The sequence below is a fragment of the Bifidobacterium dolichotidis genome, assembly GCF_003951975.1.
Lineage (GTDB): Bacteria > Actinomycetota > Actinomycetes > Actinomycetales > Bifidobacteriaceae > Bifidobacterium > Bifidobacterium dolichotidis.
This window is the reverse complement of record NZ_QXGM01000002.1, coordinates 374546-401527: the sequence shown is the minus strand read 5'-3', so window position 1 is coordinate 401527 and position 26982 is coordinate 374546. Positions and strand designations below refer to the sequence as shown.

The window sequence follows — 26982 nt, the reverse complement described above, 5'->3', positions numbered from 1 at the left end:
TCGTTAAGCATTTATAGGTAAGTTAAGGATTTATAGGTATTCATGACCACTCAACAGCAGCAGGCCGTTCCCGTTGTAGCCGTAGTTCTTGCGGCTGGATCAGGTGTACGCTTTGATCCACGCAACCCAAAGCAGCTGGTCAAACTCTCTGGCAAGCCGATTGTGCAGTGGAGTCTTGAGGCATTCGAGCACAATGTTTCGGTTACCGACATTGTGGTTGTTGTTAATAGCCGGGTACGTGACGCTATTGAGCGCATTGTGCAAGAGGCTGATTTAAGTAAGGTGCGCGCCATTATTGATGGCGGTGCTGAACGTGCTGATAGTACGCAGGCTGCTCTCGATATGCTCGCTAAGTTTGGTGTGCCAGGCAATGCCAAGATTCTGATTCACGATAGCGTGCGTCCATTTGTTTCGCAGCGTCAGATTCAAGACTGCGTTGATGCTTTGGACGAGTTTGCTGCAGCAACTGTTGCTGATGCATCAACCGATACGGTGCTGCTGACTGAGTCGTTGGGGGACCACAAGGTTATTCGCAATGTGCCAGAACGCCGTAATGTGTTCCGTGCACAGACGCCACAGGCCTTCCGCTATGAAACGATCCGCAAGGCTTATGAGTTTGCTTCGCAGGATCGTGGATTCCGTCCAACTGATGACACTCGTGTAGTGGTTGAGTACTTGCCAGACGAACCAGTGGCTATTGTGGCTGGCTCGCAGCTCAATATGAAGGTGACCACGCCACAAGATATGCCATTTGCTGAGCTCACCGCCGCGATTATGACGCGTAAGGATGCTAAAGAGAATCTGCGTTCTGTGCTGATGGGTGCTATTGATGAGCTCATGAGCAGTAGTGATGGCGCATTTGTAGAGAGCCTCGTCAATTCGAAACCAGCTGCGCATATTGAGCAAAAATAGTTGCGATTGACGCAAGACGAGAAATAAATTAAAACAGGTCAAACTGTCGATGAACGAAAGGCGCGGAACATGCAGCAATTGTCCGTGGTGGTCTCGGGATTCGGACCGTACGAGCACGTCGATGTGAACCCCTCACAACTCGTGCCACAAATTATTGCAGAACGCGGCATTCATGCCGACGAAACGAACTTGGATGACGCACTGCGCGGCGTAGAAGTGAACGTCCACGCAGTGACGATGCCAGTGAGTTACGCAGGCTCGTGGACGCTGCTCAAGAGTGAACTCGAGCGAGTTCAGCCAGATATTGTTGTGGCAACGGGCTTGAAGCGTACGGCGCGCGGCATTCTGCTCGAGCGAGGAGCCGTAAATCGTACGGATTCTACGCGTCCTGATGCTGACGATGTTGTGGGCGGTACTGGTCCAATCAATGAGAACGGTCCGGCTGCATACTGGACGCGCTTGCCATTGCGATCGATTCTGCATGCGTTCACGCAGGATCACACGATTCCAGCATCGCTAACGTCGGACGCTGGAACGTACGTCTGCAACGCTCTGTTCTACCAACTGCAGGATTGGGCTGCACGCCAGCAGCGCGATGTACTGACTGGATTCGTCAGTTTGCCACTCGTCAATGAGACGCCGCACCCACAGCATGGCCTGCCGCTGGAACGACAAATTGCAGCAATTGACCATGTGATCCGTGAGTCGGCTCGATATTTGTTAGAAAATCCAACGGCACAAAGTGCCGACGAGTGAGCTCATTGCGATGAGTCTGAAAAAATTGTTCATTGCAGAGCAAGAAGTGAAGTAGAGTTTGTGGCAGACGCTGTGTGCGGGCATGGCACGGACGATGGGAAAGGAAGTGCAGCATGGTGGATCGCTTCCCTGTGGTGCTCAGAGGATATGACAAGGATCGTGTGGACGAGGCGCTTGCTGGAGCGCAGGCCACGATCGAACGTTTGCGTGAGCAGGTGAAGGCTAACGACGACGTTATTTTGCAGCTGCAGGCTAAGGTCCAGGAAGCTAAAGCAAATGCTGCAAATCACGATAATTCGTTCGCATCGCTGGGTGCTAACGCACAGCAGATGCTCGCTTCGGCAGAGCAGACGAGTGCTGAGCTGCTCGAGCGCGCAAAGAAGGACGCTGCTTCGACGCGTACTGAGGCTGTCTCTCAGGCACAAACGCTTGTTAACAACGCCAAGCTCGATGCACAGAAGCTCGTTTCTGATGCACAGGCTAAGGCTGACTCGCTGCTGAAGAATGCACAGAACGAAGCTACGACGATTATTACGAGCGCACAGCAGGATGCTTCGCAGCTGCGCACGTCGACGGCTAAGTCGGTGAAGGAACAGCGTGAGACGCTGGATCTTGAGCTGACGAACTCGCGCGAAGAGCACACGAAGCGTCTGGCTTCGGAGCGCGCGGCACAAGAGCGTGAGCTGGCCGAAATGCAGGCTGAAGCAGCACAGACGATTTCTGAGCAGCGCAAGAACGCTAACGAAGAAATGACGCGCATTAAGAGCGAAACCAACGATCAGATTGAAACCGCTCTGGCTGATGCAAACAAGAAGCTCGCTGATGTGCGCGAACAGGTTTCGAAGATGATGACTGAGGCACATCGCAAGGCTGGCGAGATCACCGATGCAGCTCAGGCACATGCTCAGGAAATCACCGATAACGCCGAAGTTGATCGTACGAAGACGATGAGCCAGGTGAAGGCTGAAGTCGAGCAGATTCGTGCTGATATTGCTGCTCAGCAGGATGAAGCTACGAAGAAGGTCAATGAGCTGTTAAAGGGCTTGGAAGAGCGTCAGGCTGAGGCTCGCAAGGAGTCCGATCAGATGCTGGCCGAGGCTCGTTCGGTGCGCGAAGAGGCTGATGCTTACGCCACGAAGTGCCGTGAAGATGCTGATGCCGAGTCGGCTCAGATTCTGCAGAAGGCCAAGGAAGATGCCGATGCTCAGATTGAGGATCGTCGTCAGGCCGCAAAGACTGAGCTTGATGGTTTGACTGCACGTATTTCGGATCTGCAGAGCCGCGAGGCTTCGATTACGGCTCGTGTTTCTGAGCTGCGTTCGATGTTTGCTAATGCATTCTCGAGCTTCGGCATGGCTCCAGCTGATACGTCGGCAACCGATTCGATGTCCGTTGTGAACGCTGTGGCACAGCCTGCTGCAAGCAACCTGATGGAAGATGCTCAGGCGGCTGCCGAGTCGAATAACGCTGATGACGTTGTGGTTGAAGCAACTGAAGAAGTTGTTGAGGATTCAGCTGACGCAGCTGATGCCGGCGATGCCGGCGTTGCAGATTCCGCTGCTGATGTGGCTGGTGACGTAACTGCAGACGCAGAGGACGACGCTCCTTCAGTTGTTGAAGCAGCTGAATATAGCGAAAACAACAACGAAGAGTAGAGCCAAGACTAAACTACAATCTTGGATCAAAACTTATACGAGGCATCCGGCTTGATCCGCCGGGTGCCTCGTGTGCGTTACACCAAATGAAGAAAGAGGAAAGATGAGCGAGATCAAGCCATTGGACGAGTCGCAGCTCAACGAGATGCGTAGCTCGTTTGATTCGAACAAGTCCTGCCGCATGGCAATGAACGCTGTGACCGATGCAGGTATCAACAAGGTTGCACATAACTACGATCGTGCACGCCTGCTGCAGCGTAGCTTCAGCACGCTGGTTGATGATGGCGAGGCAACTCACCAGGACCGTTCGGGTCGTTGCTGGCTGTTCAGCTCGCTGAACGTGGCACGTTTCGTGGCTAAGAAGTCCATGAACATCACGGAGTTCGAGTTCTCGCAGAACTACGCAATGTACTACGACAAGCTCGAGCGCATTAACTACTTCCTGCAGGATATGGCTGAAATCGTGCGCTCCGGTGAGCCAGTGGATTCCCGACTGTTCCAGCACATGCTGTCCGACGTTATGGGTGACGGCGGCCAGTGGACGATGGCAATGAACGTCTACAAGAAGTACGGTGCTGTTCCAAAGCCACTGTTCCCAGAGACCGAGTCCTCGAAGAACACGGGTGAAATGAACACGCAGCTGCGTCGTATGCTGCACACGGCAGTGGCACACATGGTTGCGGATCCAGAGCACATTGACGAGATCGTGGCTCAGGCTAAGGAAGCTGGCCACCGCATGCTGACGATTCACCTCGGTGAGCCACCTGTCAGCTTCGACTGGGAGTGGACCGACAAGGATGGTGAGTTCCACCGTCTCGGCACCGTGACGCCACAGGAGTTCTGGAAGCGCTTCGTGGGCGACGCTAACCTTGAAGATTACGTCTGCCTCGTTGACGATCCTCGTCAGGAGCACGCTAAGGGCCACAAGATTGGCATCGAGCACCTGAACAACGTTGCCGGTGGCGACGCAACCGAGTACCTGAACGTACCAGTGCAGTTCATGAAGGATTGCGTGCGCAAGATCCTCGAAGAGCAGGGCATTCCAGTTTGGTTCGGCGCTGACTGCCACCCAATGATGGACCGCGAGCAGGGTGCATGGGCAACCGATCTGTTCGAGTACGGTGACGTCTACGACGTGAACTTCGACATGGACAAGGAACAGCGCGTGCGTTTCGCTGATTCCGCTATGAACCACGCTATGGCATTCGTCGGCGTGGACGTGGCAGAAGATGGCAAGACGACTCGTCGTTGGCGCGTTGAGAACTCTTGGGGCACGAAGATTGCTGACAAGGGTTACTTCACGATGAGCGACGAATGGTTCAGCCAGTACGTGTACGAGGTGGCTGTGCCAAAGGCAATGCTGCCAGAAGAGTATCGCAAGGCTCTTGAGGAGCCAGCAACGATGCTGCCAGCATGGGATCCAATGGGTGCTCTGGCCTGAGTCGTAGCTGCTGAGTCGTAGCTATTGAATTGCTGAGCTGAGTGGCTGAGCTGCTGAGATGAACTGTTGAGCTGCTGAGCTCGGTAACTACACAACATAAGCGTCGTAGTCTTTTATGGCTGCGGCGCTTTTGTTATATCTGCTTGAGAGATGGCACGTGCTTGAGATAGAACACCCCCTCGTGCACGCTTATGTCTATAGTGAGTCCTTCGGGGATACCTTGATTGCAGCTCATTTGCCAAGGCCAAATGTGTCAATGTTGAAGACACTCGAGCAAAGGGCCGTCGAGTGCAATCGTACGTAGTAATGTGCGTGGGTAATCGTAAGAACATCACAAGGTGAGGAGCAGGATAATGAACGCAGTGCGCGGTCCTGAAAGTTCAAGGGAAACACTTGATGCCAACGCCGTGTTTCCAGAGACCGTCGATGTGAATATTCGTCAGCTTGACCCGATTCCTGCGCCTCGATATTTTATTCGCGAACTGCCATTAACTGATAAAGCGTGCGATCTTGTGCTGCGCTCGCGCAATGAAATCCGCGACGTGCTCAATGGCCGCGACGACCGCATGCTGGCCATCGTCGGTCCATGCTCAATTCACGATCCTAAGGCCGCCCACGAGTACGCCACACGACTGGCCAAACTCAATGAAGAGCTCAAGAACGAGCTCGTTATTGTGATGCGCGTGTATTTCCAGAAGCCACGCACCACCATTGGCTGGAAGGGCCTGATTAACGACCCAGATCTCGACGGTCGCTTCGATATTCGTAAGGGTATGTGGCTCGCACGTAAGGTGCTGGCCGATGTGCTCTCGCTGGGCCTGCCAACAGCAACCGAGTGGCTTGACCCAATTACGCCGCAGTACCTGTGCGACCTCGTCAGCTGGGGTGCTATTGGCGCTCGTAACACCGAAAGCCAGGTGCATCGTGAGCTGGCCAGTGGCATGAGTATGCCAATTGGCTTCAAGAACGCAACCGACGGTTCAATCAAGCCAGCTGCCGACTCGTGCTATGCAGCCGCATTCGAGCACCATTTCCTCTCGATTAATCTTGACGGCCGCGTTATTGCTGCCGAAACGAAGGGCAATCCAGACTGCCACCTCGTGTTGCGTGGTTCTGACAAGGGCCCGAATTACGATGCTGAATCCGTAGCACGCGCACTAGAAGAGCTCAAGCTTTCTCAGGCTCAAGGACCAAGCAATCACGGCCTGATTATTGACGCGGCACATGGTAACTGCGGTAAGAATGAGATAGAAGAGGCTCACGTTGTAGAGAACATTACCGAGCGTATCGCGGCGGGGGAGCGCGGTATCCTTGGCATTATGATGGAAAGCTTCCTCGTTGGAGGCCACCAATCTCCAGCACCTCTGAACCAACTAACTTATGGTCAGTCGATCACGGATGCCTGCGTGCCATGGGATCGAACTGAAGAATTACTGCGCGGCTTGGCCCGAGCAGTTGCTATTCGTCGAGAAAAGAATGCCTAAACAGAATCATCATATTGTTGCAGTCGATGGACTGCGTGCGCTCGCAATTCTCGGAGTGCTCGCGTATCACACGCGACCTGCACTGCTCAGTGGCGGTCTTCTGGGCGTCACTGTGTTCTTTGTGTTGTCGGGTTTCTTCACCACGCGCGGTTTACTGCGTCGTTTTTCGGGTCATCATTTTAATTTCCCGAAACTCTACTTGAAGCGCCTCAAGCGACTGTGGCCTGCGGTGCTCACTACTGTGGCGCTTGTTGCACCAGCCACCTATTTGGCATCACCAAGTCTGTTACATAAAGTGCAACAGGATGCATTGCCAAGCGCAGTATTTGCCAGTAACTGGGTTTATATTGCGCGGCATTCCTCATACTTTGAGGCGGCTGGATTGCCGTCGCCATTAACGCATTTGTGGTATACGAGCTTGATTATGCAGTTCGCTATAATCTGGCCGCTTATGCTGGCCGGCATTATGCTCGTGTGCAAAACGCGTATAGGGCGTTTAGCGTGGACTGCTGGGCTCATTGTTGTTTCCACTGTGGAAATGAGCGTTATGGCTCAAGCAGGGCTTGAGATTTCGCGTATGTATTACGGCCTCGATACTCGTTTAGGCGAGATTCTGGTCGGTGCATTTTTGGCTATTTTGTTGGCTGATGAGGCGCAAGGTGGTCTGCGTGCTCATGAACCTGCATTGCCTCCAGTACTGCGTCGATTGGGTCAAGGCAATGCACCTGCATGGCTTGGTCTTGCCATGCTTGTGATCCTTGGCGCCGCATTCGTACTGATCAACGGTCGCATGCTGGGCCTGTATGAAGGTGGCTTCTTAGTCACGGCAATTGCCACGGCTATTTTGCTGTGGTCGGCTATGAAGCCAACATGGTTGAGCCGTGCCTTGGGTTGCAAGCCGTTGCAGTATCTCGGCTCAAGGTCATTCTCGCTGTATTTAGTGCATTATCCGCTGCTTGAGTTCATGAACCCAGCTACGCGCGTTACCAAGTTGCAATGGTGGGAATGGATTGTGCAGTTCGCGATTATTTTGATTTTCGCTGAGCTGTTCTATCAGTTCATTGAAGCTGTGCGTGGTACGCCACTCGTTCCATGGGTTTCACGTGAAATCCAGAGTATTCATGATGGCCAGCTGCGTCCTGGTGCTATTGCGGGCAGCATTATTGGCGCTGTTATGGCTCTGGTTCTGGCCTTTGCACCTATTCCATGGGAATCGATTGCGCAAACGCGTGCTGAGCAGCTGCGACCAGAGTTGAAGCAATCTTCGCAAACGCAGCCTACGGCAACTCCTACTGTGACGCCAAAGCCTGAGGAACAACCAGCGAAGCCACAGGTACAGGCGGCTGTTGTGCCGAAGAATTTGGATGCTGATCGCTGGCATTGCACACCGGAACAGTGCGATGCGCATGTGCTTGTTGTTGGTGACTCGGTTACCGAAGGTGCACGTCCTGCCTTGCAGCAGGCCTTCCCACAAGCCGTTATTGATGCGCAGGTCTCGCGTTCATTCTTGGCTGGCATTGGCATTGTGCGCGACCAAGTCGCTGCAACGAACCCACAACTGGTTGTGGTGGCATTGGGTGCCAATGATTTGGTGACCGAAGACGAGCTCAATGAGATGCTTGATGCGGTTGACGGTCGACCACTGTATCTGATTACGCCTTGTGCTCCAGTGGAGTGGGTGGATCCGAATGTGACCTCGTACTTTGAGTTCGCTAAGAAGCATCCGAATGTGGGCATAATCGATTGGCATGCCACAGCGGCTTCACATATTGAATATTTGGTCGATGACGGCACACACCTTACGCCTGCTGGCATGGAAGGTTTTGCTCAGCTCATAAAAGCTGCTTGTTGCCCCCAATAACAATATGAGGCTGTTAAGCTGAGTCAAATGACCCGTCTGCATAGTCTTGATTCAGCTGATGTGCCACGCTGGGAAGATCAAGTTGGCATTGACCGTATTGTGAATCGTCGCGTAATGGAGCTCGATCCATTGCCATCACCTGCCGAAGTGCTCGGCAAGTATGCCCTCAATCCAGAGCAGCGTGAGCTCGTTGCAAGCTCACGCGATGCTATTAACGATTGCCTTTACGGTCGTGATGATCGATTGCTCGTGATTGTAGGACCATGTTCAGTGCATGATCCACGCGCAGCATTCGAATACGCAGAACGATTAGCTGCAGTAAGCCACGAACTGCGTAATGATTTGTTGATTGTGATGCGCGTGTACTTTGAAAAGCCACGCACCACAATCGGTTGGAAAGGCCTGATTAACGATCCAGATATTGATGGTTCGCACAATATTCGTAAAGGCCTGATTCTGGCAAGGAAGACGCTGCTTGGCGTACTTGAACGTGGTGTGCCAGCAGCAACTGAATTCCTTGAGCCTACAAGCCCTCAGTACATTGCTGATGCAGTGAGCTGGGGCGCCATTGGCGCACGTAATACCGAAAGCCAGGTGCATCGTCAGCTGGCTAGTGGTTTAAGTATGCCTATTGGCTTTAAGAATGCCACCGATGGTTCAGTGAAGGCTGCTTCAAATGGCTGCTATGCAGCTGAGCAGCGTCACACGTTCTTTGGTGTTGACCATCAGGGCCGTGCCTGCGCCGTTGAAACCTTGGGTAATCCAGATTGCCATGTGGTATTGCGTGGTTCGATTCATGGACCAAACTACGACGAAGACAGTGTGCGCAATGCATTAACGACGATTCGTGAAATGCTGCCAGAAGATTCTGCTGCTGCACATGGTCTCATTATTGATTGCTCGCATGGTAACTCGGGCAAGGATGAAATTGAGCAGGCTCGCGTGGTACGCAATCTGGCTCAGCGTCTTGCTCAGAACGAGCAGGGTATTTCAGGCCTCATGATGGAAAGCTTCCTTGTAGCAGGTAACCAGCCAGAAGCACCATTAGATGATCTTGTGTATGGCCAGTCCATAACTGATCGATGCATTGGTTGGGAAGAAACTGATGCATTGCTGCATGAGCTGGCACAAGCAGTTCGTGCCCGCCGCAAGCTGAGGAAATAGCCCAAGTGTGTTGTAAGCCTTAGCTTTTGCAAGGCATATCGTAGGCAAGCCACCGATTCAATGAGCGGTTCATGTTGTGAACAAAATGCATGGCATGTACGACTCATGAACAGTGGCTTGCATTTTTATGAACACTCGGATACGAATAATACGTAAGCTGAGAACGATAATGGAAAAACATACCGAATCTCAGGAGTTGTTTCGCTGACATACTGTTTGGTGCGAAACAACATTAAGGGGAAGACTATGCAGGTAGCGATTATTAGCGCACTTGAAGAAGAAGCAGAGCACATTGCAGCTTCGCTGACCAATCCAACGGTGGAGCAGCGTGCAAGCCTAACGATTACACGTGGCACCGTGCAAACCAATGCTGGTGAGACGATTGACGTTGCCGTCACCGTCGGTGGCATGGGCTTGGTCAATGCAGCAGCAACGACGCAGTGCCTTATTGATTTGACGAACCCACAAGCAGTTATTTTCTCGGGCATTGCAGGCAACCTGAACCCAGAACTGCACGTTAACGATATTGTGCTCGGCGGTACGCTGCGCTATCTCGACACTGATATGCGTCTTGTTGGCCAGTGGAAGCCACAGACCGATGAGTTCCACTCCGATCAGCATCTGATTGACCTGGCCTCGAACGTGCTTGACGACATGGGTATTCACCATGTGGTTGGCGTTATCGCTTCGGGTAACTACTTCGTCGATTCGCCAGAAAAGGTCGAAGAAGTTATTCGCACAACGCACGCTGACGCTGTGGAAATGGAAGGCGCTGCAGTTGCACACGTGGCTGCACGTAACGATGTTCCAGCACTGGTCGTTCGCGCTATGAGCGACAACGCAGACACCGATTACGAAGAGTTCCATACCTTCGACGTATCTGAATATGCAGATACGGCAGCTCGTATGACCATAGCGATTATCAAAGGTATGTAACGATGATTCCGCTGGCAAGAACCCCGCTGCTTGATTTAGAACGTGTCGGTCCGTTGCCTAACTGGGCTCATTGGATTGTAATTCTTGCCATATGCAGCGCGTGTATTGTTATTGACTTATGCATTATGCGCGCTGTTAATGAATCTGCAAGGCGTCGTGCGCTCGCCGAAGAAACAGAGCGCTCACAACAACTTGGCATGTTTAACGAAGGCGTGCCACGAGCAAAAATCGGCATTATGGAACGCCGCATGGCCGATGAATTGCCCATTGGTTTAATGATCTGCCTGGAAGATGGCGTTGTGCTGTTCCGCAATACAGCTGCAGCGACCATCGGGCAGTCAGAACACGACGATTTGTGTATTGCTCCTGAATGCATTTGCGAAATCATTGAGCAAGTCAGTAACGATGACGCTACGCGTGATAGGGAAGTTACCATCGATAACGCCACATATAGCGTTCGCATCGTTTCTGTAGGTAGCTCCCGATTTGCTGTGCTGCTCGAAGACATTGACAAAGTGCGCGAAGCAGAACGTGTGCAACGTGACTTCATTTCCAATGTCTCGCATGAGTTAAAAACACCAGCAGGTGCAATCTCATTACTCGCCGAGACCATTGCCGATGCCGCTGATGATGCCGAAGCAGTGAAACATTTTGCCGGCCGCATTATGCAAGAATCCGAGCGTCTGCGCATGCTCGTAGGCGACATTGTTGAGTTGAGCTCGGCCGCAAATCCAAGAAAGCGCCCTACTGAATTCGTCGACATGATCGACATTGCTCGAGAAGCCATAACGGCCACCTCGGTACAGGCTACCGCGCGCGATATTGCTGTGGAACTCTACGCCGATGGCCAGCGCGTTCCTGCAGTATCGCTGCTTTCCACAGCGCCAAAAGCGCCACAAGGTCGCCATTTCGCCACTTGCATGCGCTATCCAGTATTTGGCTGCCATACATCGCTAGTTATGGTGCTCAAGAACTTAATTGAAAACGCTATTCGCTATTCCGATTCGATGACGCAAATTTCCGTTGCGCTCGACATCAAAGGTGACCGAGTTGTTATTCGCGTCATCGATCAGGGCATTGGCATTCCTGAAGGCGAGCAGCAGCGTATTTTTGAACGTTTTTATCGAGTTGATCAGGCGCGCTCGCGAGATACGGGCGGTTCTGGTTTGGGTTTGGCTATTGTGCAAGCTCACGTCGCCGAGTGCGGCGGCACCATCGACGTCTGGTCACGTCAGGGAGAGGGAACAACATTCACGATTCGCCTCCCGTTAGCAAGTTCGTCTCCTCACAATCATCTTTTGATTTCTGAGGAAGCCTCTGGGGATGAAGTGACCGTAGAAAACGATACGGAACTTACACCAATAGGGGGCGAAGGTGCTGGTGCCATTGGGGAGTTTACATCAGCATTTTCGATGACGCGAATGAATGCAATGTTGCAGAAAGGAATATGATGACGCGCATTCTAATCGTTGAAGATGAGCAGTCGTATCTGGAACCGTTAACGTATCAGTTAACGCGTGAACAGTACGAAGTCATTGCTACAAGGTCTGGAGAGGAAGGGTTTATCCAGTTCCTGAACAACGATATTGATTTGGTATTGCTTGATTTAATGATGCCTGGCATGGATGGCATTTCACTGTGCCAGCGCATTCGTGAGCAGAGCCGCGTGCCAATCATTATGTTGACAGCCAAGTCTGCTGAGCTCGACAAAGTTGTTGGTTTGGAAGCTGGTGCTGATGATTACGTGACGAAGCCATATTCCTTCCGTGAATTATTGGCTCGAATTCATGCGGTGCTCAGGCGCCAAGAGAAGCCAGAAAATAGTGACGTTATTACTGATGATGAGACGCCATTATCTTGCGCTCATATTCAGGTCCATGTGGCTTCTCATGTGGTTATGGTACATGGCAAAGAAGTATTCTTCCCACTTAAAGAATTTGAAGTACTGACGTTTTTGATTCGCAATCGCGGTCGTGTGGTTAATCGCCAACAAATAATTGACCGCGTTTGGGGATCTGACTATGTAGGCGACACGAAGACACTTGATGTGCATATTAAACGCATTCGCAGCAAGATTGAAGACAATCCGGCACAGCCAAAATTATTAACGACTGTGCGTGGTGTTGGCTACAAAATTGATGAGTGAGTAGCAGTTTAACGATGCGCTGATTGTGCTTAACACGCTTTGCAAATTGACAATAAATGCCTCCATTTGGGGGCATTTTGTCCAATTTGGACACTGCGTTAGCCGCATTTTTGCTGGATGTTCATGTTATGTTCAAATAAAAGGACTCTGATAGAAAACAGAGCAGCTAGGCTGTAATAGGCGGTAACGCCCACGAACAACGGAACAAAGGCAAATAACGTTGAAACATTCGATCAGACTTGGCGGTCTGAAAACCGCTTCACGTGTACTGAGTGCAGTATGTGCTGCAGCCATGTTGTGCACGGTGGCTGCATGCGGCGACAATGCACCTATTGGAGGCGACACTGGCGCAGAAGCTAGCGGTATTACGGGTAATTACGCTGGCGCAGGTGCTTCTTCTCAGCAAGCCGCAGTAGAGGCTTGGATATCTGGTTTTACTTCGAAGAATCCTGGCACCTCAATTTCTTATAACCCAACAGGCTCTGGCGCAGGCGTCACTACGTTCTTAACGGGTGCAACTGCATGGGCAGCATCAGATAAAGCACTGTCTGCTAAGGAAGTGCAAGAGTCGAAGAGCGTATGCGGCTCGGGTACGGCTTTTGATGTGCCTGTGTATATTTCCCCAATTGCTGTGACGTTTAATCTTGGCGGTCTGGAGCCAGCAAAAGATGGTCGTACGCATTTGAATATGGATGCACCGACCATTGCAAAGATTTTCAATGGCTCGATTACTCGTTGGAATGATGCTGCATTGCAGCAGCAGAATCCTGACGTGAAGCTACCTGATTTGCCAATTACGGTTGTACATCGTTCTGATAAGTCGGGTACTACGCAGAACTTCGTCGAATATTTGAAGGCTGCTGCTCCTGATGACTGGAAGTACGATCTGAGCGAGAACTGGCCAAATAACGTTGGTCAGGGTGCTAAGGGCTCGACTGGTGTGGTGAACACAATTGGTCAGGCTAATGGCACTATCGGTTATTCGGATCTGTCCACGATTGGCACGCTGGGAACTGTTGACGTCAAGGTTGGTGACCAGTACGTCACACCTTCGCCAGAGGCAGCTACGAAGGCAATTGCAGATTCGCAAATTGCCAAGAATCTTGAAGGTGCAAACCGCGTAGTTATTGATGTGAACCACACAACGAGTGCTGATGATGCGTACCCTGTGGTGCTCGTCTCGTACGACATTGTGTGCCCTGTCTACAAGGACGAGGGGACTACGAAGTTTGCTAAGGCATGGCTGACTTACGTCACAGGCGAAGCTGGTCAGCGTATGGCGCAACGTGCTGCGGGTTCAGCTCCACTGCCGCAGAACATTGTGTCTCACATTCGAACCTCCATCAACGCTATGGGCGCTGATGCTCAGGATCAAAAGGAGGACAGGTGAGCGCACCGACGACTGTCGCACCGCAACCGTCCACAACGGACGCGTCAACCTCATTAACGAAGCCAGTTAATGGTAAGCGCGCAGATAAGGTATTCAAGGGTATTGCCACGGTATGCGGCGTGCTCATTCTTGTGGTACTTGCTGCTGTTGCTATTTTCTTGCTCGTACGTGCATGGCCACTGATTGGTGGCAACCGTAAAGAAGTCGATGCCACAATCTCCAGCTTTACGGGTGGTGCAGCAACGAACTTCTGGGCATATGTTGGCCCACTGGTGTTCGGCACCGTGCTGGTTTCGGCTTTGGCATTGATTATTGCGTTCTTCATTGCCATTGGTATTGCACTGTTTATTTCGCACTATGCACCAAAGCGCTTGGCTGCTGTGCTGAGCTATGTGGTTGATCTGCTTGCCGCAATTCCATCGGTTATTTATGGCCTGTGGGGCGGTATTGTGCTGGTTCCAGCAATTTATCCATTCTGGAATTGGATTGCTGAGCACTTGGGCTTTATTCCACTGTTTGCTGGTCCTGCAGCAAATCCACCACGTACGGTGGCAACGGTTGCTGTGGTGCTGGCCATTATGATTTTGCCAATTATTACCTCGATTTCTCGCGATATTTTCTTGCAAACGCCAAAGCTGCTGCAAGAAGCCGCACTTGGTTTGGGTGCAACTAAGTGGGAAATGATTAAGTTGGCCGTGCTGCCATTTGGCAAGTCGGGTATTGTGTCGGCTTCGATGCTGGGCTTGGGTCGTGCACTTGGTGAAACGATGGCCGTGCTCATGATCCTGTCTCCAGGTATGAGCTACTCGTTCAAGCTGCTGCAAGCTTCGCAGAACCAGACTATTGCTGCCAACATTGCAGCGCAGTATCCAGAAGCTAATTCATTGGGCGTCTCGGTGCTGATTGGTACGGGCTTGGTGCTGTTCGTCATCACCTTCCTCGTCAACTTCGCTGCACGTAAGATCACGCAGAAAGCGAGCGTCAAATGAGCGATTCTCGTAATGACAACAGTCAGCAATCCTCTGCAACGCCAGTTATTGATTTCGATAAATTCAAGCCAACGCGTTCCTATACTGCCGCACGTAAGCGCAAAGATATTGCCATGCACGTGCTTATTGTGATGGCCTTCGTCATTGCATGTATTCCACTGATTTCGGTGTTGTGGACAACGCTGGTTAACGGTATCCATCGTTTCAACTGGGATTTCTTAAGCCATAACATGACGAATGTTATTGGTGGTGAAGCCACGGCCACGAACGGCTATGGTGGCATTCTGCACGCTATTGTGGGCACGCTTGAAATCACGGCTGGCGCCATGGTTATTTCGATTCCAGTCGGCATTATGTGCTCGGTGTTCTTAACTGAATATCGTCAGACTGGCCGCCTTTCGCGTATGATCCACCTGCTCGTTGACGTGATGAGCGGTATTCCTTCTATTGTCGCAGGTCTGTTCGCATTCTCGATGTTTGCAATTCTTGCCGGTCCTGGTACGCTCAACGGCTTTGAAGGCTCGGTGGCATTATCGCTGCTGATGATCCCAACCGTTGTGAAAACAACCGAAGAAATGCTGATGATTGTGCCAAACGACTTACGTGAGGCATCGCTGGCATTAGGTGTTACGAAGCAGCGCACTATTACGAAGGTTGTGCTGCGCACGGCTCTGCCAGGCATTGTGTCTGGTTCGATTCTGGCAATTGCACGAGTTATTGGTGAAACGGCTCCATTGCTGATGACAGCTGGCTACATCGTTTCTACGAATGCCAACTTGTTCTCGGGGCAGATGACCACGCTTCCTGTGTTCGTGTATCAGGAATACAGCAAGCTGCGCGCTAACTGTCCAGTCGGTTCTTCAGCTTCGTGCGTTACTACGATTCCTATGGAACGCGCATGGGCCGCCGCCCTTATGCTTATTCTTATTGTGCTTGTGCTCAATTTGATTGGCCGCATTATTGCGAGGGTGTTTGCAGTGAAGACGAAGTAATGCGACGGTTGAGTCGTTCAAGACCCAACCACAGTAATCAAAAAGAGCAAAACAGACGTAACTCGGAACTCAACGTAACAGTTCCGAACACAAGTAACAGACAAAGGAACTCTCATGGGACAACGCATTGACGTGAACCATCTGAACATTTACTATGGCTCGTTCCTTGCAGTTGAGGACGTCAACCTCAACATCCAAGCGAACAAGGTGACGGCATTTATTGGACCGTCGGGCTGCGGAAAGTCGACTGTGCTGCGCACGCTCGACCGCATGCACGAGATCACGCCGGGCGCACGCGTAGAAGGTGAGGTGCTGCTCGAGGGCCAGAACTTGTACGCAAGCGATGTTGACCCAGTAGCCGTGCGACGCGACGTCGGCATGGTGTTCCAGCGTCCAAACCCATTCCCAACGATGTCGATTCGTGAGAATGTGCTGGCTGGTGCACGACTCAACAACCGCAAGATTTCGAAGTCGGATGCCGACGATCTCGTTGAGTGGGCACTGCGCGGCGCCAACCTGTGGAACGAAGTCAAGGATCGTCTTGATAACCCAGGCATTGGCCTTTCGGGCGGTCAGCAGCAGCGACTGTGCATCGCACGTGCTGTGGCTGTGCATCCTCAGGTGCTGCTTATGGACGAACCTTGCTCGGCTCTTGATCCAATTTCGACGCTTGCTGTTGAGGATTTGATTAACGAGCTCAAGAACGATTACACGATTGTTATTGTGACGCACAATATGCAGCAGGCTGCTCGTATTGCTGATTACACGGCATTCTTCAACCTGAAGGCCGTCGGTCAGCCGGGTCACTTGGAGTACTTCGCCGATACGACGACAATGTTCAACAACCCACAGAACGAAGAAGCCGAGCGTTACGTTTCTGGCCGTTTCGGCTGATCGGCGCTGGCTGTTTGGAGCTGGCTGCTCAAAGCTAGCTGTTCAAAGCCAGATTTTCGAGGCAAAAGCGAGGGTTTGCACTGGGTGCTGTTTGGAGGCAGCGCAGTGCGAGCCCTCGTTTTTATTGCCTGCTGTATTGCTGGCTACATTGCTCGTTGCATTGCTTGAACTTGCTTAACTGCGGTTATTTGCTGTTTTGCATTTATTTGTTGTATTGCGTGAATTTCTTCGATGATTTTTATTTGTTCTGTTACGTTTATGTTTCGTCTTGAAGGGGCTCGAAGCCCCCTAAAGGACTGCGCTGCTGTTCTGCTCAGCGGATCCTCTACGATGTGGTATTTTCGCGCGAATCTCGGGTAATTTCTGATAGCTTGATGCTGTCCTCATTCCCTCCACAATCCCTCAACTTATAGAACGCGTGTTGTATGTGCGTTGTTCTATGAGGTCAGCTCGCTATTGCCAGATGATGGCCAAAAGCCAAGAATGTTGGCGCTGCTTGCTGAAGGCCGTGGTCGGAACGGACTGCATCTACAAGAGAGCAAGACAGGAAATTCAGTACCATGGAGAAATTCTTCCATCTCAAACAGAGCGGTACAACGGTAAGTCGCGAAATTACAGCTGGTCTTACCACGTTCTTCGCAATGGCATACATCATTGTTGTTAATCCTCAAATTTTGACCCAGACGGGCATGCCTTGGGGAGGTGTGTTCCTCGCAACGATTATTGCCACGATTATTGGCACACTCGTTATGGGCCTGTTCGCCAACGTGCCATACGCGCTGGCTCCAGGTATGGGTCTGAACGCATTCTTTACGTACACGGTGTGCTTCGGCCTCGGTTTCACTTGGCAGGAAGCCCTGGCTATGGTGTTCCTCTGCGGTTGCATCAACATTCTGGTGACGGTTACGAAAATCCGAAAGATGTTGATCAACGCTATTCCTGAACCGCTGCAGCAGGCAATTGGCGGCGGTATTGGCTTGTTTGTGGCTTATGTTGGTTTGCTCAACGTTGGTCTGATTCAATTCACCACGAAAGATGCTGAGTCGGCTGGTCAAGGTTTGGCCACGGCTGCAACGCCTGGTTTGGCTGCACTGAATAATCCAACGCTGTGGTTGTTCTTAATCGGTTTGGTGCTCGTTATTGTGCTGACCGTGCTCAAGATCAAGGGTGGCATGCTGATCGCAATTGTGGCCACTACGGTTATTGGTATTCCAATGGGTTTGACGACGATGAGTAGCTCGGTTGGCTTGGGGGAGATGTTCTCGCAGCTGCCAGAAACATTTGGCGCGCTGTTCACGGGTCAAGGTTTCGGCTCGCTGTTTAGCAATCCTGCTCGTCTGCCACTCGTGCTCGTCACGATTTTTGCATTCTCGATGTCTGATTTGTTCGACACCCTCGGTACCTTCGTTGGTACAGGCCGTCGTACTGGTATTTTCACGCAGTCTGATGAGGATTCGGTGGAAAACGGTACGGGCTTCAACACGAAGATGGACAAGGCACTGTTCGCTGATTCGATCGCTACGTCGGTTGGCTCGATTTTCGGTACGTCGAACACAACGACCTACGCCGAGTCATCTGCTGGTATTGCTGCCGGTGGCCGTACCGGTCTGACTTCTGTGGTGACGGCAATTTGCTTCGCGCTGTCGGTGCTGCTCGCGCCGCTCGTGTCCGCAATTCCTGGCGCTGCAACAGCCGGTGTGCTCGTCGTCGTCGGCTGCATGATGGCTGCCTCGCTGAAGGACGTGGCTTGGAACGATATTTCCGAAGCTATTCCAGCGTTCTTCGCCGCAGCGTTCATGGCCTTTGCTTACTCGATTTCTTACGGTATTGCATTCGGCTTCATTTCGTACTGCCTCGTTATGGTCTGCAAGAAGAAGGCAAACGAAGTGCATCCTCTGATTTGGATCGTTTCGGCTTTGTTTATTCTTGACTTCATTTGCATGGCAATTCTGAACTAACAGTGTGTAACCGTGCGTATTGTGCAAGCAGCGCACGGTCAGCACTGAGCTGGGCACGGTGAGTGCTGAGCTGAGCACGGTGACCACTGAGCTGAGTGCTGCGCTGGTCACTTGACTGGTTGCAGTTGCACAGTGCCCTATATACGCAAGGTCCCATGGAGTATTTCCTCCATGGGACCTTGTTGTTGTTTGTTATATGTGGCGTGCGCCGTATTCTTGAACGTCACATTCTGTACGGAATGCTATGCCGTACGGGTTGCCATGCCGTGGGGCTGCTCAGTTCTTCTTAGTCTGAGCGTCCTGGATTTGCTGCACAACGGATTCGAGCCACTCGTGCAGATCGGTGTACTTGCTTGGCATCTGCTCAGTGATGTCAACAACTGGCACATTGCCCGAGTCGGCAGCGCTGTTCAGGCGATCGCCCATCTCGCTTGGTTCCTGCGAGTTCACAATGAGCATGCTGACGTCGCCCTTCTTCAGCAGCTGTTCGAATTCGTGGAAGTCGCTAGCTGCTGGCTCGCTCTCATTAGCAGCGGCCTGCTTGTAGCCCTTTGGCGTCTTATCCTTCAGGGCCAGTTCTTCGGCCAAGTAATCAGCAACGGATTCGGTTGCAGCATAGCTGTGATCGGCATCAGACTGAGAAATCTGCGTAATCTGGTCGTCGAGCTTATTCTCTTCGGTCTGCCATTCCTCATGCAGCTTCTCAAAATCATCCTTATTCTGAGGCTGGAGCTTTTCATAAGCGGCGGTTAATGCATCTGCGGTCTTAATGCGTACTTGCGAAGAGAACCAGACGTGAGGGTTCTGACCTGTCTTAATGCCGCCTTCTTCAGCAGCATTAATCACAATGCCCTTATTGTTCTTTGTAGCCTTTTCAGCCCAATCGTCATAACCTGCACCGTTCACAATGGCAATCTGAGCTGATTCAAGCTTTGCTGTATCGCTGGCCGAAGGCTCAAAATCGTGAGCATCGGTATTCGTGTTATTCAGAATCGTGGTGACCTTCACGTGCTTGCCACCGAGCTCCTGTGCCATGGAGCCCCACTGGTTACTGACGGCAACAACATTAATAGTTTTGTCATTGGTCGAGTTCGAGGAGCTATTAGAAGATCCGCAAGCGCTAGCGCCTACGAGTAAAGCGATACCTGCAATGGCAGCTGCAATAGTGCGCATTGGTTTCATAGTGATGGGTCCTTTGTACCTTCAAGTTGTGCTGTACATACAGCATCTCAGTTGCATTCATACTTCAGTATGTAACGGAATTGAGCGTATGACGCATTTCTGAAAGCAAGCCAAATTTTCAGCTATTTGGGTTGTTTCCAGAATTTTTAGTTGAGCTGTGTAATGACTGTTGCAGTATAAGTGAGAATTATTCTCTTTACCATATTGTAAGTCCAGATTTTGAGACGATCTGGACGGGCGGTTGCCGACACGCCGTATCTATGCAACGTCGTGCATCTACGTTAAAGTATCCCGACGTACACCAAAGACCGTTGGTTTGGAGTTCTAGGATTCCACGAAGGTGTAGCGCCAACGCAGGGATACGCATTCAGCTCTTAGTTGTGAGCTGCTCGAGTGTGCTCTGCGGATGCAGAGCTTTTTTTGTTTTGTCAGCGTTCCACTGGGTCAACGGCCGATCTAGGAAGGAACGCCATGAAGAGGCCCGAAAAGGAAGCGGTGGTTGCTGAGCTTACGGAGCTGTTCCGTAACGCTGATGCAATCTACCTCACCGAGTACCGCGGGCTTACAGTTCCGCAGATTTCCGATCTGCGTGAAAAGCTAGGCCGCGATACTTCCTACACCGTGGCAAAGAACACGCTGTTCCGTATTGCAGCTAAGGAAGCTGGCATCGAGGGCCTTGACGATATGCTCAAGGGTCCTTCCGCTGTCGTCTTCGTGAAGGGTGACTTCATTGAAGCTGCAAAGACGATGCGTGACTTCGCCAAGACCAATAAGGCACTGATCATCAAGGGTGGTTTCGCAGACGGAACCCTCTACGATGCAGAAGGTACCAAGCAGCTTGCAGACCTCAAGTCTCGCCCAGAACTGCTCGCTCAGTTCGCTGGCGATGTCAAGGCCAGCATGGCCAAGGCTGCCCGCCTGTTCAACGCACTGCCTACGAAGATGGTTCGCACCGTCGACGCTCTGCGCGAGAAGCAGGAAAAGGCCGCCTGATCTACCGCGGGTTTACCCGCGTGCCTCTCCGTTTATACGGAAAACAGATCAAACAACAGTTTGTAGATGCGTAGTAACAACGCATCAAGATTGAAAGGACGCCATAATGGCTAAGTTCACCCAGGATGAGCTGCTCGAAGCTTTCGGTGAGATGACCCTCGTCGAGCTCTCTGAGTTCGTCAAGGCTTTCGAGGACAAGTTCGACGTTGAGGCTGCTGCTCCTGTCGCTGTTGCTGCTGCTGCAGCTCCAGCTGCTGCTGCTGAGGAAGAGAAGGATGAGTTCGACGTCATCCTCTCCGCTGTCGGCGACAAGAAGATCCAGGTCATCAAGGCTGTGCGTGCTATCACCAACCTCGGCCTCGCTGACGCAAAGGCTCTCGTGGACGGCGCTCCAAAGCCAGTGCTCGAGAAGGCTAAGAAGGAAGACGCTGAGAAGGCTAAGTCCCAGCTCGAAGAGGCTGGCGCTACCGTCGAGCTCAAGTGATTTCCGCGGCTTAAGCCGCAATCACCAAGTCTTGAGAAACCCCGCAACTGTTATCAGCTGCGGGGTTTTCCCGTATATCAGTAATTTCTCAAGTTTCGCATCGTGAAGTCAAAACTCATTTTGCTACTTTATGTTTTCAGTAACGCTGAGTCAGTGCTCATTTGAATGGATGCCATCGGGGCGCATTGCTTCTTAAGAGTACGTTGGCACCATTTGTTGCTAAGCACAGTCTGGCTGCGTTGTTATCGAGATCGAAGCTCAAACTTTCTGCTGCTTTCTTGAGTGTTTCTGGTGCAAATGGTTGTCCACTTTTGGCGCGAATCTCAGTATATTGAGTTTGATCTTGTGAAAAGTTTTTAACCGTATAGCTCTTGGGAACGAGGTTTTCGCGGCGAAGACAGTCCACGATGGCATCGTCTCCAGTAAGAAGGTTCGGATTGCCTTTGCTCGCTTTGTATAGGCTTTGTACTTCTAGCACATTCTCACAGAGACAAGAGCTTTCATCGTTCTCGAATTTTTGCTGGAGTTCTTCAGTGTATGAAGTATCCAAAGAGTATCCGTCCAGATATATCCCTTCTATTTGTACGAGCGGTTGTGGGTTATAGCCTTTGTCTACTATGCATTGGTTGTATGCTTGCCAAGCTCGTTCGTAGTCGGCAGTAGATACTTTGCCATCATTTTGTATGGCACGTTCGATGATTTCTCGTTGCGTATCATTCATTGTGTTTTTGTCTTGATTGAGTATTTGTTGTGCCATTTCTTGCAAGGAATCAGCATATCTCAGTACTTTTGTTTCTGAACTTGACTTCGATGTAGTAGCTGAATTCGTGCCACAGGCGCTAACACTCGATATGCATATGGTTATACAGATACCTGTGAGGATTGTTCTGAAGTTTTTGCACATAATTCGTTCCTTCGCTCATGCATAAGTGGAAAAGTAGTAGGGCAAGAATGTAGCTGTGCTGTTGTGTCTGACATCATTCGATTAGTCAAACGGATGCCATCGGGGCTGGTCTTTGTTGAAGAAGTAGGCTGCGCCGTTTGCTACGAGGCATAGTCTTGCGACGCTGTCATCGAGATTGAAACTGAGCTTTTCTGATGCCTTTTTTCGTGTGTCCAGAGCAAATGGGTCTTTGCTATTCGCAAAAGTATCGTGATATTGGGTGTCCTCGCGTTCGAAATCTGCGAGTGTGTAGCTTTCAGGTACTAGGTTTCTGCGATGTAGGCAGTCTACGGCGGCTTCTTGCCCTGCAATGAGATTTGGATTGTCTTTGCCTGCAGTGTAAAGGCCTTGAACTTCCATCACATTTCCGAAGAGACAAGAATTTACATCTTGCTCGAATTTTTGTTGGAGTTCTTCGTTATCTATGCTGTCCCTATCAAATGAGCTAAGATAGATGCCTTCTACTTGTACGAGTGGCTGTGGATTATATCCTTTGTCTACTAGGCATTGGTTGTATGCTTGCCAGGCTCGTTCGTAGTCAGCGTCAGATACTTTGCCATTGTTTTGTATGGCACGTTCGATGATTTCGCGCTGTGTATCGTTCATCGTGTTATTGTCTTGATTGAGTATCTGCTGTGCCATTTCTCGGAGTGAATTGGCATGTTTGCGTACATTCGTTTGTGAACTTGCCTCTGAATTGGCTGCTGGATTCGCGCTACATGCACTAGCGCCTAATATGCATATGGCCATACCGATGCTGGCGAGGATCGTTCTAAGATTTCTACGCACAATGGCTCCTTTGCCTATAGATGTGCCAAAGACTTGCAAGCTGATAACGCGGTTGTGCTGCACTTCGGGTTCATCAATATGTTGGTTGTTCTTAATAACGGATCTGCAATATGGGTGCGATCGGTACGGATCAAGCACGCCTTACAGCTAAGAGGTAGTTATTTGAATGGTTGCCATTGAGGCCGAATATTGTCGAAGAAATACTGTGCATTATTTGCTACGAGACAGAGCTTCGTAGTGTTGTCATTGAGATCGAAGCTGAGACTATTGGCGGCCTTTTGTGCCGTTGCTAAAGAAGCTGGATCTTCACTTTCTGCATGAATATTGTCATATTGTTCTTTTTCTTGGGTGAATTCTTTGAGCGTGTAGTTTTTAGGTACGAGATTGTTGCGGTGTAGACAGTCTACGGCAGCAGCGTCTCCTGCAATGAGGTTTGGATTGCCCTTGCTTATGCTGTATAAGTGTTGAACTTCTCGATTGTTTTCTGTAGTGCAAGACCATAAGTCACTCTCAAATTTTTGTTGAAGTGCATCATCTGCTTTGTTCGCAGGCATGTAAACTCCGTCGAGATAAATGCCTTCGATTTGTGTGAGTGGCTGTGGATTGTAGCCTTTGTTGACTATGCATTGGTTGTATGATTGCCATGCTCGTTCGTAGTCAGCATCAGATATTTTGCCATCGTTTTGTATGGCGCGTTCAATGATTTCGCGCTGTGTATCGTTCATTGTGTCTTTGTTTTGATCGAGCGTCTGCTGTGCCATTTCTAGCAGAGAATCAGCATATTTAGGTGAGTTTGTTTCTACACTCGGCTCTGTAATAGCCGATGGACTCGTGCCACATGCACTAGTGCATGTAATGCATAGAGTTATGCCGATACTGGTGAGGATTGCTTTTAGGTTCTTGTGCATAGTCAGTTCCTTTGCTCATGCATGAGTAGAGAGTAACTAGTCAAGAATGTGATCGTGTTGTTGTGACGGAGCTCCTTGAATTAGCCGAATGGATGCCATTCGATACTGTCTTCTTTAAGTAGATGTTTTGCTCCACTTAGGGCTAGGCAGTATTGCGCATCCTGGCTTGCTATATCGAAGCTAAATGGTGTTTGTCCCTGTTGTATAAGTTCGGAAAAACTACGGTCAGATGTGTTGTTAAATTGCGATTCTTCTTCATTAAACTGATTTGCTGTGTAGCTATCGCTAACGAGATTTCGCTTATGAAGGCAATCTACGATGTCATTCGGATAACCGGTTACCTGACTATTTCCTTTGCTGACGAGATAAGCGGCATTTACGAATGATTTGGTTTCGAGATCGCAAGCTTTTGCATCTTTACTGACCTTGGTCCGCTGTTCCTCCGGTAGATTGGCATCTAGGAAAATACCGCTTCTGTATATTCCACTGTCGAGTTGTAATGGGGGAGGATTGTACCCTTTGTCGACAAGGCATTTACTGTATTGTTGCCATGCGTTGTGGTAATCCGTATCAGATACTTGACCATCATGTTCGAGTGCGCGCTCTAGCACTTCACGCTGAGGATCAGATATTTGCTGTTTGAATGTTGTAAGTACGCCTTTTATATATTCAGATGCAGAGTGGTAGCTGCTGATATCGAAATGTGTGCTGGAATTGCTTGATGTATCGCTACTTTTTGATGTGGTTTGATCACCGCAGGCGGAGCAGTTGACTGCAAGCAACAATGGTATGCATACGCATGCAATTTTCTTCAATACCTTGGATCGCATAGCAAAAATCCTTCAGAATGGCCAGTTCTAAACCGATGACAGAAAAGAGAAGTGGCTGTATTGCAGTCCTAGTTCGTAAATTGATGGAATGCTCGTAATAAAAGGTTCATCGTGAGCATGGCAAGTAGGAATGAAACATCAAAAAGATAAGCGGAGGTTAGTTTGCCAAATACGGAACTCGAGTGCCTACACTCTTAACGAAGGTTCCTCGTCCAGGTGCATGAGCAATGCAAGGATGCTTAAGCCAAGGCTGAGTCAGATCTTCGTCATAGTGGTTTTGAGTCCATGCGTAGCATTGTACGGTAAAACCTATGGAATTAACGTGTATATGAGCCTGATCATTATCAACGATGACTCTGGTGTAGTTGAGAGGCCCAATAGTGAATGCATTAGTAATGTAGATGCGGTATCTCCATCCGTCTCCTACTTGTACTTGTGCTTGCGCCGTTGAGGCTATGCCGCAGGAGAGTCCAGCTACTGCCGGCCATCGCTGCAGCGGTAGATGTGTTTTTCTTGGTTATTTTTTTCATAAATAGGCTCCTTCGCCCGATTTCTTGGTAATCTTGCGGTTGCGCTCTACAGAAGATGCGCTGCAAGTCGATCGTCGTGAGACGTATCGCCTGACCACTGTAGACATGAGAACCGTTGTCAGCGCAAATTGAAGTCATATTCTGGGCTTAAAACTGAGACAGAAGAAAAGTAGGTAAATAGTAGGTAAAATCGCATTTTCGCTGTGAATACAACGCCACTTAGTGCATACGGTAAACTTGGCCCTAAGTGTTGCCAATATGCTGCAGCAGTGTTCGCGCCACATAGGAGCAGGCCCCAATGCATGCATCCGAAACGCGGTCACGTACAAGATGCGAGTGTGAAAGGAAGGCCACTGCGATGAAGTGGGTTATTCGCGTGGACGGAGCGGAAGTCGCCGAGGTTCAGCCCGGGGAGTCCGTTGAAATTGGAAGGAAGCCCATTCGACCACTTGCTGATGATGGCACTGTTCGCGTAGAAATTCATGATGCAGCGCGCTCTATGTCTAAGCGACATGCAGTATTCAGTGTTTCTGACGAGGGCCAAGGCAGCATCCGTGATCTGAAGTCCACGAACGGCACCTACATTGTGCGTTCTGATGGCGAGCTCATGCGTCTGCCTGAATACGCTAACTATCCATTTGCCACCGATGATGTGCGTATGCAGTTCGGTGATGTGCCAGTTGAGTTTGAGCGTATTGATGTTGAAGACGATACGAATGAAGATCTTCCAGTCTCCAACCTGTTTGAATATGCATTTGACGACCAGAGCAGCAATAACAATGCAGATATGTCGGTTGATGACATTCTGAATCTGCGTGCTGGTGAACCAACTGATATCTTTAATGCCAACACTGTGCGTGCACGCGCTACGCAACTGCACGAAGCAGAACAGCAGTCGTTTGTGCCTTTTGAGGCTCCAGCGAATCCAATTCCACTGGCAGAGCCAGAGACGCCACAGGTACCTGCAACGCCACGCAATCTGTTTGCTGATGCACAAGATATTGCAGCAGGCAAGATTGAAGAGCCGGAAATTAAGCAGTCTGCAGCAGACGATAACCAGCCAGCTCCAGTGCTTGATCCAATTGTGCCTGTGTCGCAGTTGGCTTCGGGATTCAATGCGTCGGCAGATCAGCCAGAGCAGACTGCAGAACCTGTGCAGCCAGCTGAGCCAGTGCAGCCAGTCGAGCAAGCACCTGTGACTGGACCAGCACCTGCAACTGAGCCAGCTTCGCTGTTCAACACGGAACCGATGCAGTCCTTCGGTCCTGAGGCAACGCAGATGATGCAGCCAATCGACGTGCAGTCCCAGAACATGGAGACGTCGACGGAGGCTACTGAACAGCCAAGCGCAGCTGATTTTGCAGCAACGCAGGATTATGCACGTTTCCAGCCAACCGCTCAGCCAGTTGAACAGACTGCAGCTGCAGAACCTGAGCAGACCTACACGCCAGCATTTGAGCCAGGCTCGGTGTTTGAACGCGTGGCTAACGGTGAGTTCGCTCAGCAGGAGCCGGTTGTGGAAGCAGGCGGATTCACGTCGGAAGACGCACGACTGTCGGAAGACTTCCGCGAACAGCACGACATGGCATGCTATCCAGAATTGCTGCCATTCCTGGCTATGAATCCATATCTATACGACGACTTGTATGCTTGGCTCGCGGAACAAGGCGACGCCGATGTGGATGCGGCACTTGCTGCAAACAAGGGTTATGAAGACTATCGCCATGCGATGGGGAAGTGAGCAT

Annotated in this window: 23 protein-coding genes; 18 read left to right on the top strand and 5 right to left on the bottom strand. The window is 50.7% G+C overall.

Going from position 1 to position 26982, the window contains the following annotated elements:
* Window positions 1-42: 42 nt before the first annotated feature.
* The 15 genes from D2E26_RS05580 to D2E26_RS05510 all read left to right on the top strand — a co-directional run bounded on the left by D2E26_RS05580 (window position 43) and on the right by D2E26_RS05510 (window position 18578).
* Window positions 43-912: an IspD/TarI family cytidylyltransferase gene (locus tag D2E26_RS05580; protein ID WP_125963720.1), complete on the top strand. Its 870-nt coding sequence runs from the start codon at window positions 43-45 to the stop codon at window positions 910-912.
* Between the two features lie 69 nt (window positions 913-981).
* Window positions 982-1668 (top strand): pyroglutamyl-peptidase I, encoded by a 687-nt coding sequence (locus tag D2E26_RS05575; RefSeq protein ID WP_125963719.1) that lies wholly within the window; start codon window positions 982-984, stop codon window positions 1666-1668.
* A 113-nt stretch (window positions 1669-1781) separates the two neighbouring features.
* Window positions 1782-3323 carry a DivIVA domain-containing protein gene (locus tag D2E26_RS05570; RefSeq protein WP_125963718.1) on the top strand — a complete coding sequence of 514 codons (1542 nt, stop codon included), beginning with the start codon at window positions 1782-1784 and terminating at the stop codon, window positions 3321-3323.
* Window positions 3324-3426: 103 nt separating this feature from the next.
* Entirely contained in the window at window positions 3427-4764 is a 1338-nt protein-coding gene (locus D2E26_RS05565) for a C1 family peptidase (RefSeq protein WP_125963717.1), read from the top strand.
* Window positions 4765-5117: 353 nt separating this feature from the next.
* The gene (locus tag D2E26_RS05560; RefSeq protein WP_125963716.1) at window positions 5118-6248 is read left to right on the top strand and encodes a 3-deoxy-7-phosphoheptulonate synthase; all 1131 of its coding nucleotides are present in this window, start codon (window positions 5118-5120) and stop codon (window positions 6246-6248) included.
* Window positions 6241-8109 (top strand): acyltransferase family protein, encoded by a 1869-nt coding sequence (locus D2E26_RS05555; protein WP_164515882.1) that lies wholly within the window; start codon window positions 6241-6243, stop codon window positions 8107-8109. The genes D2E26_RS05560 and D2E26_RS05555 overlap by 8 nt, the downstream gene beginning before the upstream one ends.
* A 27-nt stretch (window positions 8110-8136) precedes the next feature.
* Window positions 8137-9273, top strand: coding sequence for a 3-deoxy-7-phosphoheptulonate synthase (locus tag D2E26_RS05550; RefSeq protein ID WP_125963714.1), 1137 nt, complete (start codon window positions 8137-8139; stop codon window positions 9271-9273).
* Window positions 9274-9519: 246 nt separating this feature from the next.
* A complete protein-coding gene (gene mtnN / locus D2E26_RS05545) occupies window positions 9520-10209 on the top strand; it encodes a 5'-methylthioadenosine/S-adenosylhomocysteine nucleosidase (RefSeq protein ID WP_125963713.1) in 690 nt (229 codons plus the stop codon).
* A gap of 125 nt (window positions 10210-10334) precedes the next feature.
* On the top strand, window positions 10335-11660 hold the full coding sequence (locus D2E26_RS05540; RefSeq protein ID WP_164515881.1) for a sensor histidine kinase: 1326 nt from the start codon (window positions 10335-10337) through the stop codon (window positions 11658-11660).
* The gene (locus tag D2E26_RS05535) at window positions 11660-12355 is read left to right on the top strand and encodes a response regulator transcription factor (RefSeq protein ID WP_125963709.1); all 696 of its coding nucleotides are present in this window, start codon (window positions 11660-11662) and stop codon (window positions 12353-12355) included. Before D2E26_RS05540 ends, D2E26_RS05535 begins: the two co-directional genes overlap by 1 nt.
* A gap of 292 nt (window positions 12356-12647) precedes the next feature.
* A complete protein-coding gene (gene pstS / locus D2E26_RS05530; protein ID WP_125963926.1) occupies window positions 12648-13745 on the top strand; it encodes a phosphate ABC transporter substrate-binding protein PstS in 1098 nt (365 codons plus the stop codon).
* Entirely contained in the window at window positions 13742-14734 is a 993-nt protein-coding gene (gene pstC / locus D2E26_RS05525) for a phosphate ABC transporter permease subunit PstC (protein WP_125963708.1), read from the top strand. Before pstS ends, pstC begins: the two co-directional genes overlap by 4 nt.
* A complete protein-coding gene (pstA, locus tag D2E26_RS05520; protein WP_125963706.1) occupies window positions 14731-15726 on the top strand; it encodes a phosphate ABC transporter permease PstA in 996 nt (331 codons plus the stop codon). The genes pstC and pstA overlap by 4 nt, the downstream gene beginning before the upstream one ends.
* 114 nt (window positions 15727-15840) lie before the next feature.
* Window positions 15841-16620 carry a phosphate ABC transporter ATP-binding protein PstB gene (gene pstB / locus D2E26_RS05515; protein ID WP_125963705.1) on the top strand — a complete coding sequence of 260 codons (780 nt, stop codon included), beginning with the start codon at window positions 15841-15843 and terminating at the stop codon, window positions 16618-16620.
* A gap of 560 nt (window positions 16621-17180) precedes the next feature.
* Window positions 17181-18578, top strand: a complete 1398-nt coding sequence (locus tag D2E26_RS05510; protein WP_125963703.1) for an NCS2 family permease — start codon at window positions 17181-17183, stop codon at window positions 18576-18578.
* Window positions 18579-18854: 276 nt separating this feature from the next.
* Here the strand turns inward: D2E26_RS05510 and D2E26_RS05505 are convergent, their stop codons facing one another.
* The gene (locus D2E26_RS05505; RefSeq protein ID WP_125963701.1) at window positions 18855-19760 is read right to left on the bottom strand and encodes a metal ABC transporter solute-binding protein, Zn/Mn family; all 906 of its coding nucleotides are present in this window, start codon (window positions 19758-19760) and stop codon (window positions 18855-18857) included.
* A gap of 471 nt (window positions 19761-20231) precedes the next feature.
* Between D2E26_RS05505 and rplJ the strand changes: the two genes are divergently transcribed.
* Both rplJ and rplL read left to right on the top strand, forming a co-directional pair.
* Window positions 20232-20753, top strand: coding sequence for a 50S ribosomal protein L10 (gene rplJ / locus D2E26_RS05500; protein ID WP_125963700.1), 522 nt, complete (start codon window positions 20232-20234; stop codon window positions 20751-20753).
* A gap of 106 nt (window positions 20754-20859) precedes the next feature.
* Window positions 20860-21237: a 50S ribosomal protein L7/L12 gene (gene rplL / locus D2E26_RS05495; protein WP_125963698.1), complete on the top strand. Its 378-nt coding sequence runs from the start codon at window positions 20860-20862 to the stop codon at window positions 21235-21237.
* A 157-nt stretch (window positions 21238-21394) separates the two neighbouring features.
* Here rplL and D2E26_RS05490 read toward each other — a convergent pair whose 3' ends face one another.
* The 4 genes from D2E26_RS05490 to D2E26_RS05475 form a co-directional block, all read right to left on the bottom strand.
* The gene (locus D2E26_RS05490; protein ID WP_125963696.1) at window positions 21395-22003 is read right to left on the bottom strand and encodes a hypothetical protein; all 609 of its coding nucleotides are present in this window, start codon (window positions 22001-22003) and stop codon (window positions 21395-21397) included.
* A gap of 219 nt (window positions 22004-22222) precedes the next feature.
* Window positions 22223-22822 (bottom strand): hypothetical protein, encoded by a 600-nt coding sequence (locus D2E26_RS05485; RefSeq protein ID WP_125963694.1) that lies wholly within the window; start codon window positions 22820-22822, stop codon window positions 22223-22225.
* 305 nt (window positions 22823-23127) lie between these two features.
* Window positions 23128-23730, bottom strand: coding sequence for a hypothetical protein (locus D2E26_RS05480; protein WP_125963692.1), 603 nt, complete (start codon window positions 23728-23730; stop codon window positions 23128-23130).
* Window positions 23731-23957: 227 nt separating this feature from the next.
* On the bottom strand, window positions 23958-24707 hold the full coding sequence (locus D2E26_RS05475) for a hypothetical protein (RefSeq protein WP_125963691.1): 750 nt from the start codon (window positions 24705-24707) through the stop codon (window positions 23958-23960).
* An 888-nt stretch (window positions 24708-25595) separates the two neighbouring features.
* On the opposite strand from D2E26_RS05475, the gene D2E26_RS05470 reads away from it, so the two are divergent.
* A complete protein-coding gene (locus D2E26_RS05470; protein WP_241218887.1) occupies window positions 25596-26978 on the top strand; it encodes a variant leucine-rich repeat-containing protein in 1383 nt (460 codons plus the stop codon).
* Window positions 26979-26982: the final 4 nt, after the last annotated feature.

Coding starts and splice junctions, on each gene's coding strand:
- rplJ (WP_125963700.1), top strand. CDS start 20,232: ATGAAGAGGCCCGAAAAGGAAGCGGTGGTTGCTGAGCTTACGGAGCTG.
- D2E26_RS05535 (WP_125963709.1), top strand. CDS start 11,660: ATGACGCGCATTCTAATCGTTGAAGATGAGCAGTCGTATCTGGAACCG.
- pstB (WP_125963705.1), top strand. CDS start 15,841: ATGGGACAACGCATTGACGTGAACCATCTGAACATTTACTATGGCTCG.
- D2E26_RS05570 (WP_125963718.1), top strand. CDS start 1,782: ATGGTGGATCGCTTCCCTGTGGTGCTCAGAGGATATGACAAGGATCGT.
- mtnN (WP_125963713.1), top strand. CDS start 9,520: ATGCAGGTAGCGATTATTAGCGCACTTGAAGAAGAAGCAGAGCACATT.
- D2E26_RS05510 (WP_125963703.1), top strand. CDS start 17,181: ATGGAGAAATTCTTCCATCTCAAACAGAGCGGTACAACGGTAAGTCGC.
- D2E26_RS05560 (WP_125963716.1), top strand. CDS start 5,118: ATGAACGCAGTGCGCGGTCCTGAAAGTTCAAGGGAAACACTTGATGCC.
- D2E26_RS05505 (WP_125963701.1), bottom strand. CDS start 19,760: ATGAAACCAATGCGCACTATTGCAGCTGCCATTGCAGGTATCGCTTTA.
- D2E26_RS05485 (WP_125963694.1), bottom strand. CDS start 22,822: ATGGCACAGCAGATACTCAATCAAGACAATAACACGATGAACGATACA.
- D2E26_RS05565 (WP_125963717.1), top strand. CDS start 3,427: ATGAGCGAGATCAAGCCATTGGACGAGTCGCAGCTCAACGAGATGCGT.
- D2E26_RS05550 (WP_125963714.1), top strand. CDS start 8,137: ATGACCCGTCTGCATAGTCTTGATTCAGCTGATGTGCCACGCTGGGAA.
- D2E26_RS05555 (WP_164515882.1), top strand. CDS start 6,241: ATGCCTAAACAGAATCATCATATTGTTGCAGTCGATGGACTGCGTGCG.
- D2E26_RS05575 (WP_125963719.1), top strand. CDS start 982: ATGCAGCAATTGTCCGTGGTGGTCTCGGGATTCGGACCGTACGAGCAC.
- pstS (WP_125963926.1), top strand. CDS start 12,648: ATGTTGTGCACGGTGGCTGCATGCGGCGACAATGCACCTATTGGAGGC.
- pstA (WP_125963706.1), top strand. CDS start 14,731: ATGAGCGATTCTCGTAATGACAACAGTCAGCAATCCTCTGCAACGCCA.
- D2E26_RS05540 (WP_164515881.1), top strand. CDS start 10,335: ATGCGCGCTGTTAATGAATCTGCAAGGCGTCGTGCGCTCGCCGAAGAA.
- rplL (WP_125963698.1), top strand. CDS start 20,860: ATGGCTAAGTTCACCCAGGATGAGCTGCTCGAAGCTTTCGGTGAGATG.
- D2E26_RS05470 (WP_241218887.1), top strand. CDS start 25,596: ATGAAGTGGGTTATTCGCGTGGACGGAGCGGAAGTCGCCGAGGTTCAG.
- D2E26_RS05475 (WP_125963691.1), bottom strand. CDS start 24,707: ATGCGATCCAAGGTATTGAAGAAAATTGCATGCGTATGCATACCATTG.
- D2E26_RS05580 (WP_125963720.1), top strand. CDS start 43: ATGACCACTCAACAGCAGCAGGCCGTTCCCGTTGTAGCCGTAGTTCTT.
- D2E26_RS05480 (WP_125963692.1), bottom strand. CDS start 23,730: ATGGCACAGCAGACGCTCGATCAAAACAAAGACACAATGAACGATACA.